This window comes from Marinomonas sargassi (assembly GCF_025716875.1).
Classification (GTDB): Bacteria; Pseudomonadota; Gammaproteobacteria; order Pseudomonadales; family Marinomonadaceae; genus Marinomonas; species Marinomonas sargassi.
Genome location: NZ_JAOVZB010000006.1, coordinates 168,071 through 181,974 on the forward strand (window position 1 = coordinate 168,071; position 13,904 = coordinate 181,974).

Genomic DNA, 13,904 nt, shown 5'->3' on the forward strand with positions numbered 1-13,904 from the left:
CCCCTATCACTATTCCCTAACAAGTATTAAAATCTGCGCCAATACCAATATCCCTCGTTAAGGATTTTTAATGGCTCTCTCGACTTCCCTATCCTCTAATGTAGTAGTTGTTAGTAACTCGTCCGATAACCCCTTTGCTATTGATATCGCCTATGCCATGGGACAATATGACGACATTGCTGATCTCATCAGTATGAAACAATTCATGAACTCTGAGTTTTGCCCACGATTTATTTCCGATGAAGCCGACTTTGAAAATATCGGCCGTAAGCTCACAGGAAAGTCAGTAATTATTGTAAGTACGGGTAGCCATATAAAAAGCCGCCAAGAACTGGCTATGTCCAACTTCATTATTGCTCGCGCAGCCAAAGAAAATGGTGCGGACAGAGTTATTCTTGTTGAGCCAGACCTTTTCTATAGCGCGCAAGACCGTGGCCCCCACAAAGATTTAGGACAAACTAGCTTCGAGAGAGATATAACAGATATCAAAAAGTTTGATGGTCAACCTTTCACAGCAAAGCTTTATGCTCAGATGCTAAAACTTTCTGGTGTTGATACTGTGATGACCATCCATAACCACTCTGAATCAGTACAAAAGATCTTCACTGAAGTCTTCGAGGGAGACTTCCATAATTTAATCCCGTACAAAATTTATGCTCATTATCTATTAAATTCAGATATTTTAAATTACGGCGAAGACGGGGAAGGCCTAGTTCTTTGTGCTCCAGATAAAGGAGCCCGGGACTTCGTAAAAGAGATGTTTAATCAACTAGGCCTTAAAAAAGCCAAGTTCATTATGCTAGACAAAGAGCGTACGGCGGAAAGAAAAGTAGAGATAACGCTACACAAGGAAAGCGAACATACATTTGACGGCCTTGATGGTGCTAGCATCATTTTATTTGATGATATGGTTCGTACTGGGTCAACTGTTGTTAAATCTTGCCAGTTCTTAAAGCAAATTAAACCACAGCGTATGGTATTTGCTGTTTCGCATTTTTACGCCAGTGATGAAGGTCGTGAGAGAATGGCTCACCCTGCATTGGGTGAAATACTTACCCTCAACACTCTACCGACTATATTAAACCGTGATGAGCAAGGGCGTTTGCGTAAAAAGATGGTGGTTCTAAAAGTAGAAAAATGGCTCGCTCAAGAGCTGTGTAATATTCTAGGGTTACCTAACAATACTGAAACAAACCCATATAAAATAGACATGTCATCTAAAAACCCTAGGTTTAAAAGAAAAATTTGGTTCAGTGACGAGCTCCATGAGTTAGCCGGAAAATAGTCAAACGCCAGCCCCAATATCGTATTGAGGCTGGTACTCGAATCAACCTATGAGACAGTTATTACGCCCTGAAGGATAGCAACAAGATATCCTTCATCTTCCTATCAATATCAATGCCTACTTCGGAAAAATCATCCCTCTCTACTTCATAGAGGTAAGGCTTCTCTTTCCTAAGTTTTTTAATGGCTTGTGGGTCTTCCGCAAGAAGCAGAGCCACATAAGAAAAAGCATCATAATAAGAGAATGCTTGTTCTCGCAAAGCATTCAAATAAGAATCTACTGTACCTTCACCAAATACTTGTTTAATAGCCGTAATAGCACCAAACACAGCAACACCTTCACACAAGGCCGTTGTTTTATCTTGTTCATTTACAACTGGGAAAAGCGCACGAACCATTTCTTGAATAACATCAGCTAATAACATTACATCATTCGAGAAACTTTTCGCTGGCATCTGAATTTTATAATGAATTAAGCCATTTTCCTGAGAGAGCAATGTGGTTGGTCTAGATAAGTCATCTAAAACTTCAAAGCCATCAAATACTATGTTCTCAACTGGGCTCCCAAACAGAAACTCAACCGCAGGGATCCAAGCTTCACGCAACCTTTCTAACTTATCGACTTCTACTAAATAGCTATTACTCACGAATTCCCCTTACTTCTAACATTACAGCCATTGCTGAAAGCATGTATCTGGTCATTATATCGCTCTACAGCAAAAATGATGTTTTTATTTTCAGGTAATTTTATGTAAGCGGATTTAACTTTAAGTTAATAAAGGATATCTTATGTAAGCTCGATTAATATCAAGCATTCACTGTAACCACAAAACAAGATGCGCAGTTGGCTCTTTCAATCAATTTGAGGTGCCTAAAACAAGGAACTGAAATTGGTAAAAATACACTCAAATCAATTTTTCGCATTTGCCATATCATGCCTTACTTTTTGCTGCGCTCTTTTCTTTGGTAGCCTATGGACCAAGGCTGAGAACACGAATTTAATTAATGAGCAAACCGCTCTCTTAACCAAGATAGCAAACACTCAGTCTTCTATTTTACAGCGCAGATTATCAACCGCTTTCATAACCACTAGGGTTCTCTCTTATGAGATCGAATACAACGAAGGCAATATGGACTGGTTTGAGCGCTACGCCACTACCCTTTTTAATTCATTTGACGGTATTGAAAGCCTCCAGCTAGCACCTCAAGGAAAAATACAGAGAATATACCCTCTACAAGGAAATGAAGCGGCAATCGGCTTAGATATTGTGTCTGACTCACGATTTAACGAAGGAGCTCAAGCTGCTATCCAAGATAATAAGTTTATTATTGTTGGACCTATTAACTTAGTCCAAGGAGGCAGAGCGATTATCGGCAGGGTTCCTGTTTATTTGGATAATGAAAAAGATAAGAAAGAGTTCTGGGGTTTTATATCCGCACTTATCAACATCGAAAGCTTAATCGAAGCTACAGACCTACCAAGTCTAGATCAGGAGGGTTATCAGTATTCATTAACCCGTACCAGTATTGATACAGGCCTAATAACCACTATATCTTCATCAAAGTCCCCCCTTACAGATATCCATGTTGAGACGAATCTACTGGCCCCTGCAAATAATTGGACACTTCATATAAGTAGAAGTATAGAAAGTGAAATACTCAGCAACACTTTAACAGGCTATTTTTTAACCGCTTGGGTTGCACTATTATTAGCTATCGCTCTATACCTCTTACTAATGCAGCCTGACAAATTGAAAGCGCTTGTAAAAGCCAAAACAGCAGAACTTGAAGAGCTTGCTTATAAAGACCCTTTAACTGATCTACCTAACCGACGCTACTTACAAGACCACCTCCATGCTCAACTTGCCCACAACAAAAAACAAAAAAACCTAGCCGCCTTTATTTATTTTGATTTAGACAATTTCAAACGTATTAATGACACCATAGGGCACGATATAGGGGATAAAATCTTAGTAACTGTCGCTAAAAGGCTTAATGAATTAAAAGGGAAATCAGATCTTATTATTCGCTTAGGCGGCGATGAATTCGGAATATTACTTAATAATATAAAAAGCCAAGCAGATGCCGAGCAACAGGCTCAAGTCATTGTCGAATGCATTCGAGTCCCTGTAAAGCTCGATAATAGAGAGTTGCTATTAAGTACTTCTCTGGGTATTGCCATGATTCCAGAACATGGCAACGATCTTATCAGTATCATGCAAAACGCTGACATTGCTTTGTATCAAGCAAAATTAGAAGGCAAAAATCAGCACCTCACTTTCACTGAAGAAATGCGCGTTGATACTTATAACAAAATACAAGATGAACACGAATTATCTCGAGCAATAGAGAATAATGAATTCGAGCTTTACTACCAACCTCAATTTGACCTCTCTAAGAAAAAAATCATCAGTGCTGAGGCGCTAATCCGCTGGAATCACCCAGACAAAGGTTTAGTATTTCCAAATGACTTTATCCCGCTGGCAGAAAATAGCGGTAAGATAATCGAACTTGGCTACTGGGTATTAGAGAGTAGTATCGCTTATTTGGCCAGACGAAAAGAGCAAAACAAGCCTGACCTTACCATACATATAAATTTGTCATCTAAACAACTATGTGCGCCTGGTTTAATTCAATCCGTACAACAACTCTTATCTATCTACCAAGTTCCCGCCAAGCTTCTCGGCTTTGAAATTACTGAAACGTCCATACTGGAAGACCTGGAAATATCCAAAGAAGTATTAAAAGTCTTTAAAGATATGGGGATCTGTATCTCAATAGACGACTTTGGTACGGGCTTTTCGTCGCTAGCTCAATTAAAAAACCTACCTGTTTCATTACTAAAAATTGATCGCGGCTTTGTCATGGACCTTGAAGAGGATATAGACGACAGAAAAATTGTTGAAGCCATCATTGCCATGGCCCATAAGCTTAATATCAAGGTGCTTGCTGAAGGCATTGAAACCCAAGCTCAGTGGGATCGACTATCTTCCTTTCATTGCGATTTTGGTCAAGGCTATTTGGTCAGTAAAGCCATTACAGAAGAAGAGTTTAACCAGATACCTACCAATATTGAGTAGCCCAAAAAGCATCTCAAACAACAACGTCTGCTATTTAACAATACCTAAAATAAAAAAGGGGCATCGCTTTTAGCGATGCCCCTTTTTTATTTTAGGTATTGTTAAATTTATTGTGCTAAACAGATAGCCAAACCATGATTATGAGACTCAACCAGTTCTTCATGTAGACTGCATATGGCTTTTTCATAGTCTTCTTCATCTACCACAAATTGCATATCTACTTGGCGCATAGATTGATGCATAGCTAAGACATTAACCTCTTCCGAAGCAATTGCCTTAACCGCTTTGGCTAACATACCAGTGGTCTTCATATCACTTCCGATAGCAGAAATGATCGCTACTTTACGTTGAGTAATTTCAGCTGAATTAAAACGTTCACTTAACACATCTAATACGCGTTTTAAGATTTTTAAGTTAATCGCCAAATAATGCGTTATGGTATTTGCATTGATATCTTTAGCAATAATATGAACATTGAATTGCTTTAGGGTTTCCAAAATTTCGATGTCATAACGGTCAATTTCACCCGCCATGTTCTGATCAAAAATTTCGACAGCAAAGACACCGCGACATCCTGCAATAATTTCTACACAAGGAACATCACTGACATAGTCACCAGTAATTAAGGTTCCCGTATGTTCCGGTTCAAAGGTATTTTTCACTCGCAAAGATATAGAGTTTTGACGCAAACCTTTTGCCGCCTTGGGATGAATAGCTTCCATACCAAGATTGGCTAACTGGTCAGCGACGTCATAATTAGTACGCCCAATTGGCACAGCTTTCGTTTCACCAACTAGACGAGGGTCTGCACTACTCAAATGGAACTCTTTATGAATGACCGCTTCTCGAGCTTGTGTTAACACAGCAATACGGCTAAATGTCATCTCACTATAGCCACGATCAAACGTTGTCATCAGACCTGTTTCACTATGGGCATAACCAGTAGCAATTGGTAGCTCTCGATTTAAATCTACCCCTTTAAAGGCATCAACAATTCGCTCATCAAGAGACATATGACTAGGGGCATTCCACCCAGTTAAATCAACGAATACCGCTTTAACACCGTCTCTTTGTAAAAGGTGAGCCATATTCCAAGCACTATGGGCTTCACCAATACTCGCTAGCATTTCGCGTACAGTGGCCAAATGCTCACTAATAGAAAAATGGCCATGCTGGCAGAGTCTGTATAAATCTTCTAAACACTCTTGTGCATCTTTAAGGCGGCTATTCAAAAAAGCGTCGGCTTTATCTCGCAAATCGCCTGCTTCAAATAGGCTATGATTAACTTCCAGCATTGCTTTCTTTACTTCTTGTAAGGCTGGAAGCCAATTGTTCTGATGACGATCATAGGCAAAAAGAGCATACACCCCCGCATCGCCTGTTTTCTTATGCTCTAACAATTTGTCTGTCATGCCACCGTAAGCAGAAACAACAAAAATGCGTTGATACATAGTATGCTTTTGAGCGGGCTTAAAAATAATATTATCTCTAACCGAATGGTAGTCGCTCATTGACGTGCCACCGATTTTTTCAACTGTATGCTGTGCCATTTCCGATCCAATTCATATGGGGGTAAGCCGAACGCTCACCCCAGAAAAAATTGTCGCTATATTGTCACAAGAAAGCCGAAAAATTAAGTGTTTTCCTACTTTTTAAGGGATATTTTACGATGTTTTTCTCTTTTCAGGCCTAACAACCTAATCATCACAGAAGACCAATCTCTAGTAATTTGCTCATTGTAATTGTCACTTAATGAAAGCACGAACAGCTTCTCAGCATGACCTTAAAGCATAACTTTCACCAATGGTTTCCATTGCACCTTTTACTTCACCCTCTTCTCTTTTATTTTGTATTTTACTCCAAACTAATTCATGGAAATAAAACGCAACTGTATTGATAGCAGGCTCAACAATAGCGACCAAACCACCAACCACAAAGCTCCCAGTAATTAAATACGCAACTAAAAAAGCGATTGAGAAATGCATAACAGAAAAAGTCATTGTTTTTATCATGATACCTACCTCCTAGTTATCTAGGACTAAGAGTATTATAGATCTATAGATATTAATAAAATTAATTATAACTAAATCATCAATAGCTAATAATTAACAAGTGCTTATCTAGTAACGAAGCGGGCCTTAATATAAGATACACTGTATATATAAACAGTTAGACCTTCTTATGATTCTTTACATTGCTGAAAAGCCCAGTTTAGCTAGAGCCATTGCTGCCGCACTACCCTCACCTCAAAAAAAGCAAGAAGGTTGCATATGGCTGCCTAACGGAGATTGCATAAGCTGGTGTATTGGGCACTTGTTAGAACAAGCCGAACCACATAAATACAACCCAGACTATAAATCTTGGAAATTAGATCACCTCCCAATCATCCCTAGTGAGTGGCAATGGCAAGAGAAGTCGCAAACCAAAAAGCAGTTAACCATTTTAAAAAAGCTAATCAAAAAAGCCTCAACCTTAGTTCATGCTGGTGACCCAGATAGAGAGGGTCAATTACTCGTAGATGAAGTTATCCATTATGCGAAAACAGCAAAATCAAAAATAGAAAGCACGCAACGCCTACTAGTGAGTGACTTAACTCCATCAGCAATAAAAAAAGCATTAAAGAATTTAAAAAGTAACAAGGAGTTCTCAGCACTGTCGCGGTCTGCCCTAGCAAGGTCAAGAGCCGACTGGTTATTCGGACTGAACCTAACGAGGGCTTATACCATACGTGGAAGGGAAGCTGGCTATCAGGGAGTACTGTCTATAGGAAGGGTACAAACGCCTGTATTGGGTCTAGTCGCTAATAGGGATAAAGAAAGAGATCACTTTATTCCTAAAGACTATTTCCAAGTATGGGCTCAAGTAGCAACAGTAGATAAGCAACACTTTCAGGCTAAATGGTTACCAAGTGAAGCTTGCCTACCTCATATGGACGACGAGAATAGGGTTATTAACCGTGCACTTACTGAAAACGTAGCTTCTCGTATTAACCAACAATATGGTCAAGTGATTGAGGCTAATTACAAGTCCAAAAAGCAACCACCACCATTACCTTATAGTCTTTCAAGCTTACAAATAGATGCGGCTAAAGCATTTGGCATGTCTGCCCAACAAACTTTAGACACCTGCCAAGCGTTATATGAACGCCATCAAATCATTACTTACCCCAGATCAGATTGCCAATATCTACCAAGCCAACAACATCAAGACGCTAAGAGCATATTCAATGCATTATCAAAGGCCACGCCAGAGCTTGCCAATAGCGTCACTGGGGCAAACTCAACAATACGCAGCAGAGCATGGAACGATAAACAGGTAACCGCTCACCACGCGATAATACCAACAAGCCAAGCTCACAAAGCGGCCTCTTTAAATAAGAATGAGTCTCTGATTTTCAATCTAATCGCACGTCAATATTTAATGCAGTTTTACCCTCACTACGATTACCTTTCCTCCTCGATAAAATTAAACATTGCTGGAGGAGTATTCGAGGCAAAAGGCAATACTCCTACGAATTTAGGCTGGCGAACGTTACTCCCTAATAAAGTGAAGCCAAAGCAAGATGATGAAGAACAAGAGCAGCTCCCAAAATTACAACAAGGTGACAGCGTATTCTGTAAAGAAGGGCTCATAAAAAACAAAACAACCACTCCTCCCGCTGCCTTTACAGATGCATCTTTGTTATCTGCTATGACGGGGATAAGCCGTTACGTATCGAACAAAGATATTAAAGGAATATTGAAAGAAACGGATGGACTAGGTACAGAAGCCACTAGGGCCAGTACCATCGAGCTCTTATTTAAACGAGGGTTCCTTATCCGGAAAGGAAAGCAGATTCATGCTAGTCCGACCGGTAGAGCCTTTATCGATTGCTTACCTACAGAACTCGTTACCCCAGATATGACTGCTCAATGGGAATCTTCCCTAAATGCAATAAGCTTAGGTGAATACAGTTACAACCATTTTATGAGCTCTCTTGAAGCTCATTTAAGTAAATTATTGGAATCACAACCTTTAGCCACTGAAGCATTAAAATCACTTCCCTCTCAGCCAAAGAAAGCATTCAAGAAAGGCACCTATAAAAGAAAGAAGACCTCTTCTAGGGCAGCAAAGAAGCGTTAATCTAGAGCTAACCAAGCGCCAACACCTATCATTAATGAACCAGATATTCGATTCATTAAGCGGACATTACCACTATGTTTCAATATGGCCTTCAGTGTCTTACCCCCAGCAGCATAGATAAGTAAGCAACTAAACTCGAGAATAAGAATTATGCTAATTAAAGCGGCTAGCTGGTTAGTAAGAGGTTGGCTAGCATCTAGAAAAGGAGGTAACAAGGCAACAAAAAAAGCCCATCCCTTAGGATTAGCAATAGCCGTTACAAAGCCTTGAGAAATTAAGTCAAACTTGGCGGTTTGTGTCACGTCGTCACCGACTTGTATTGCCATTTTTCCTTTTGACAGCCACATCTGAACACCAATAAAAGCTAAATAGGCACCGCCGATATATTTTAAAACAAGAAATATATTTGGATGGCTGAGTAACAATGCGGCAACCCCTACGGCAGACAGAGTCGCAACTATTGCAACACCTACTAATTCACCAAGCATCATCCAAAGGGCTCGTTTTACACCTACAGTCATGCCTAATGTCATAGCAAGTGTCATGCACATACCTGGAGTGATAGAAACAAAAAAGAAAGTCGGTATAAAAACCGAAAGAAGCACAAAGCTCATAAGTTACTGTAGTCCTTTAAAGTAATCCTAGATAAAGATAAATTGATAACAAAGTATATCTGCAATATAAACAAGGTTATAGATCGAGTCTTTAAAATTTTTCTTTCTTTTTAAATGTAGAGTCTTCGACGAATTTCCCCCACTCATCGTCATACACCTCACTAGTCGGTATATCTTCTACTTTTTGCTTTTCTTCCTCTTCTGCTTTCTTCAGAGCAATCGCTTCATTAATTTCAGTCACGGCCTCATTATATTTCAGCAGGGTAGGCTGAGCTTGAGGAAGATCTTTAACAGGCGACAATTGAGATAGGGCTTCGTTATACATTTCTAAAGCGACTTCATGCTGACCACTCAATAGCGCTTTTCGAGCACCATAAGCGTGAAAGTCGGATTGCACTTTATACTTAAAAAAACTGACGAGTTTAAAGTATCGGCTACTCTGCTTTTCATCAATTGTTTTTTCTCTTTGTGATACAGATAAATACGTCTCAAAAGAATCGAACAAACGCTTCACTTCTGTGATCAGTATTTCATCATTCATTGGTTTAGCACGGCGCTTTTGATCGCCATCCTGAAATGCTTTCATTTCTTCCATTAAGACACTTCGGCGTCGAGTGAGGGATGCATCAGGTTTTATATGAATAAGCTGATCTAAAATGGCAATAGTGCGTTTAAACAGCCATGAGCGCATATCTTTCGGTTGGTACTGGGGGGGCATTTCGTCTAAATAACGACGAACTTGTCTTAACTCATTATTGAGACCAGCGACCTTACGAAGCTCGTCTAAACGCGCTTTTTCTTTTAACTGCAACCAAATGGCAAAAGCAATAAAGCCGCCGATAAGCAGTAATAGTAAGGTGATAATAATGGCTGTCATGAGTTACTTTATTGGCCCTAGCATTTGTAGTGTATATTTCTACTTTGGAAATATTATTTCTGTCAAAGAGCCATTCTCTATTTAAAACTACCCTCCAATTGGTATTAGCTCTCTCCTCTTCCTTATCAAGTCGGCAGAAATCACAAAAAGTTGAGTAATTATTAAACCACAAAAAAGGCCAGAAAATCTGGCCTTTTTAAAATTTCGCTTTATTAGGTTCTAGTTATGCAACCGAAAAACCTAGTAGCATATAAAACAAAATAGCTGCTAGGAATGCTGAAGCTGGAACAGTAATTACCCAAGCTGCTGCAATTTTGAATAAAGCAGATCGTTTTACCAGCTCTTTCTTAGTCGCCTTTTTCAAGCCTTTACGCTCTGCAGATGAAATCGGTGAAGGCGATTGCGACGCTTTAAGTTCACGCAAAATAGCACGTTTCTCATCAACACTTGCTGTCTGAAAGCGCTCAACAAAGGCTTGCGTTTGCTCATTATCAAAACCGGATTTTTCTGAATGAGAAACAATTGCTTCCAATTTTTTCTCATACGACAGCTTTAGATATTCTCGTAGAAAACCGACACCAAAAATTCCGCCTACAGCAATATGCGTAGAACTAACAGGCAAACCAAGTTGGGATGCCAAAATTACAGTAATCGCGGCTGCCATTGCGACACAAAAAGCTCTAGATTTATCAAGCTCGGTGATCTCAGACCCAACAGTCTTAATGAGCTTAGGTCCAAATAAAGCTAAACCAAGAGCAATACCTAAACTACCAACAATCATCACCCATAAAGGAATAGCTGCTTTTGAAGAAACAAGCCCAGTCATCAGAGCATCATTTATAGCCGCTAAAGGCCCTATAGCATTGGCTACATCATTTGCACCGTGAGCAAAACTAAGCAAGGCAGCAGAAACAATAAGCGGAATGGTAAATAAGCTATTGACTGCATCCTTATCATTTTTAAGGCCTTGAGCAGCCTTATCAATAAGAGGGCGTACTATAAAGTAGACGGTTAAAGCAATTGCGAAGCCAATCATAGCAGCTGTAACAAAATCCAGTTTCCAGATTTTTTTCAACCCTTTTAGGATTAAGTAGGTCGAAAAAGCCCAAACCATTGTTGCTACTAGTAAAGGAACTGCCTTTTTGGCAGCCTCGACCATATCACTTTTATAAGTGATTGCTCGCTTAATATAGATCAAAAACAATGCTGCAATGACACCACCTAAAACAGGTGAAATTACCCAACTGGCAACAATCGCGGACATTTTTTCCCAGTTCGCAATATCCAGTCCACCAGCAGCAACACCAGCGCCTAATACGCCACCTACGATAGAATGAGTCGTGGACACTGGCGCGCCAAGATAGGTTGCCAAGTTAAGCCATATAGCTCCCGCTAGAAGCGCAGCCATCATGACCCAAACAAATGTCATAGCATCACCAATAGCGCTTGGATTGATAATGCCGTTTTTGATCGTGCCGACCACCGTTCCACCAGCAATCAGTGCACCAGACGCTTCAAAAATAGCGGCAATTACAATAGCACCCGTTAACGAGAGCGCTTTTGACCCTACTGCAGGCCCTACATTATTGGCGACATCATTCGCACCAATGTTAATCGCCATGTAAGCACCAATAGCGGCAGCAATTGCTAGTATTGATAAGTTAGAGACGCCCATACCATTGCTGCTAGCATAATAGCCAGCAACAAGAACAAAAGCTAAAGCGATTAGCACACGAACAAACTCATGCCCACCTAAAATGCCAGCATCGTCTTTAGAGTTATTTGCTTGGTTCATAATAATTCTTCTAAATTAAGTGTGTTTAGCATCAAATGTTTATAGATTCTCGGTATAAACAATTTGACCTGAAATGTCAGGGTAAATAGCTCTGAAGGTACTCTGCGTTTAGGGCTATAAAATAACCCCTTCCCTCAAATTCACTCTTCCAAATAACGCATTTTATAAAAAGCTGAACCTGACATATTTTTGAAACATTAATGAAATATTAATGAAATATTTCGTGGCGCCATTCTACACACTTTCATTTTGAAAAAAAGTACTTAATCAGTCCTTTTCTGCTGTTTTTTTGTTCAGTTTTCAAATCGAATTTACACTACTACCAATGAGCTTTTTTATTTTTTCCTGCTACCTTATCCCGATTTAAATAACTAACTACCTCCCCTATAAAACACAAAACCCCAAGCACTCAGTAAGCACTTGAGGTAAAGAGACTTTGCGGAAATAAGAAATGTATGGACTTTAAAAAAAGCCCAACGGATTAATATCATAGCTCACCAACATGTTTTTCGTTTGTTGGTAATGCTCTAACGCCAGTTTATGGGTCTCACGCCCGATACCTGACTTTTTGTACCCACCAAAAGCAGCATGAGCTGGGTAATGATGATAGCAATTCATCCAAATTCGTCCGGCTTCAATTTTTCGGCCCATTCTGTAAGCAAGGTTAGTATCTCTTGTCCATACACCAGCACCTAAGCCAAACTCGCTATCATTGGCAATAGCAAGTGCTTCTGCTTCATCCTTAAATGTGGTGACACTAACAACTGGCCCAAAAATCTCTTCTTGGAAAATACGCATGTCATTATTACCCTTAAAAAGAGTCGGCTGAATATAGAAACCATCATTCAGTCCATCAACCGCTGCCATATCTCCACCAATAAGTAGCTCGGCACCCTCTTCTTTACCGATATTGATATAGTTCATGATGCGATCAAACTGCCCCTGAGACACCTGAGCTCCCACTTGAGTCTCAGTATCCAAAGGATTGCCTCGTTTAATGGTTTTCGTACGTTCAATCACTAGCTGAAGAAACTCTTCATAAATTGACTCATGTATGAGCGCACGAGATGGACAGGTACATACTTCGCCTTGGTTGAAAAATGCCAAAACTAGACCTTCAACACACTTACTAATATAAGCGTCTTCTTGTTGCATAATATCGGCAAAATAAATATTTGGGGATTTACCTCCAAGCTCAACACTGGAAGGAATAATATTTTCTGCAGCACATTTCAAAATACTAGACCCCACAGGCGTTGAACCTGTAAAAGCAATTTTGGCGATACGTTTACTAGACGCCAAAGCTTGACCTGCTTCTTTACCAAAACCGTTCACAATATTCAGTACACCCGGCGGTAGGATATCTTTAATGAGCTTAACTAGTTCTAATACAGAAACGGGAGTTTGCTCAGCAGGCTTTAGTACCACGCAATTACCCGCGGCAAGCGCTGGTGCAAGTTTCCAAGCTGCCATTAGGATAGGGAAGTTCCAAGGAATAATTTGACCAACAACACCCAACGGCTCATGGAAATGGTATGCAACGGTATGTTCATCTAATTCAGCTGCACTGCCTTCTTGTGACCGTAAGCAACCAGCAAAGTAACGGAAGTGATCAGCTGCCAGAGGTATGTCTGCATTCAGTGTTTCTCGAACCGCCTTGCCGTTATCCCAAGTTTCTGCAACCGCGAGCATCTCAAGGTTTTGTTCAATAATATCGGCAATTTTCAATAAAAGACCTGATCGGGCAGTAACTGAAGTCTTCCCCCAATCGGCTTTCGCAGCATGAGCGGCATCCAATGCTAGATTTATATCCTCTTCTGTTGATCGAGGAATACGGCAAAAGACTTCACCATCAACAGGGCTAACATTATCAAAATATTGGCCTTTAACAGGCGCAACCCATTCACCACCAATAAAATTGCCATATTCTTTTTGAAAACTAATAAGACTATCAGCACTACCAGGCTTTGCATAAATCATGATTATTTCTCCACGGTTTTTATTTTTATAAAAGGGTGATCCCCTGTGCTTTTTACGTTAGGAAAAAAAACGCTCAATAACTTGCCTATGCGTCCATGAAACTTGCCCCCTAGTCTATTTTTTCTTTCTTACCCACACACAGACTAAGAAGA

General features: G+C 40.0%; 10 protein-coding genes. 3 read left to right on the forward strand and 7 right to left on the reverse strand.

Annotated elements, in window-relative coordinates; genetic code table 11:
- Positions 1 to 70: 70 nt before the first annotated feature.
- Complete coding sequence (locus OFY17_RS13355) at positions 71 to 1,285, forward strand: phosphoribosyltransferase family protein (protein WP_263531235.1); 1,215 nt, start codon at positions 71 to 73, stop codon at positions 1,283 to 1,285.
- A 61-nt stretch (positions 1,286 to 1,346) separates the two neighbouring features.
- Here OFY17_RS13355 and OFY17_RS13360 read toward each other — a convergent pair whose 3' ends face one another.
- Positions 1,347 to 1,931 (reverse strand): hypothetical protein, encoded by a 585-nt coding sequence (locus OFY17_RS13360; protein WP_263531236.1) that lies wholly within the window; start codon positions 1,929 to 1,931, stop codon positions 1,347 to 1,349.
- A gap of 243 nt (positions 1,932 to 2,174) precedes the next feature.
- Between OFY17_RS13360 and OFY17_RS13365 the strand changes: the two genes are divergently transcribed.
- The gene (locus OFY17_RS13365; RefSeq protein WP_263531237.1) at positions 2,175 to 4,364 is read left to right on the forward strand and encodes a bifunctional diguanylate cyclase/phosphodiesterase; all 2,190 of its coding nucleotides are present in this window, start codon (positions 2,175 to 2,177) and stop codon (positions 4,362 to 4,364) included.
- A 107-nt stretch (positions 4,365 to 4,471) separates the two neighbouring features.
- Here OFY17_RS13365 and OFY17_RS13370 read toward each other — a convergent pair whose 3' ends face one another.
- The gene (locus tag OFY17_RS13370; protein ID WP_263531238.1) at positions 4,472 to 5,914 is read right to left on the reverse strand and encodes an aspartate kinase; all 1,443 of its coding nucleotides are present in this window, start codon (positions 5,912 to 5,914) and stop codon (positions 4,472 to 4,474) included.
- Positions 5,915 to 6,136: 222 nt separating this feature from the next.
- Positions 6,137 to 6,376 carry a DUF2061 domain-containing protein gene (locus OFY17_RS13375; RefSeq protein WP_263531239.1) on the reverse strand — a complete coding sequence of 80 codons (240 nt, stop codon included), beginning with the start codon at positions 6,374 to 6,376 and terminating at the stop codon, positions 6,137 to 6,139.
- A 169-nt stretch (positions 6,377 to 6,545) separates the two neighbouring features.
- Here OFY17_RS13375 and OFY17_RS13380 point away from each other — a divergent pair, with 169 nt between their 5' ends.
- Positions 6,546 to 8,486 (forward strand): DNA topoisomerase III, encoded by a 1,941-nt coding sequence (locus OFY17_RS13380; RefSeq protein ID WP_263531240.1) that lies wholly within the window; start codon positions 6,546 to 6,548, stop codon positions 8,484 to 8,486.
- Here the strand turns inward: OFY17_RS13380 and OFY17_RS13385 are convergent.
- The 4 genes from OFY17_RS13385 to exaC all read right to left on the reverse strand — a co-directional run bounded on the left by OFY17_RS13385 (position 8,483) and on the right by exaC (position 13,752).
- Positions 8,483 to 9,100, reverse strand: coding sequence for a LysE family translocator (locus OFY17_RS13385; RefSeq protein ID WP_263531241.1), 618 nt, complete (start codon positions 9,098 to 9,100; stop codon positions 8,483 to 8,485). The two genes, OFY17_RS13380 and OFY17_RS13385, sit on opposite strands and share 4 nt — an antisense overlap.
- A 91-nt stretch (positions 9,101 to 9,191) precedes the next feature.
- Complete coding sequence (locus tag OFY17_RS13390; RefSeq protein WP_263531242.1) at positions 9,192 to 9,977, reverse strand: hypothetical protein; 786 nt, start codon at positions 9,975 to 9,977, stop codon at positions 9,192 to 9,194.
- Between the two features lie 223 nt (positions 9,978 to 10,200).
- Positions 10,201 to 11,772, reverse strand: a complete 1,572-nt coding sequence (locus tag OFY17_RS13395; RefSeq protein ID WP_263531243.1) for an inorganic phosphate transporter — start codon at positions 11,770 to 11,772, stop codon at positions 10,201 to 10,203.
- A gap of 462 nt (positions 11,773 to 12,234) precedes the next feature.
- The gene (gene exaC, locus OFY17_RS13400) at positions 12,235 to 13,752 is read right to left on the reverse strand and encodes an acetaldehyde dehydrogenase ExaC (protein WP_263531244.1); all 1,518 of its coding nucleotides are present in this window, start codon (positions 13,750 to 13,752) and stop codon (positions 12,235 to 12,237) included.
- Between the last annotated feature and the right edge of the window lie 152 nt (positions 13,753 to 13,904).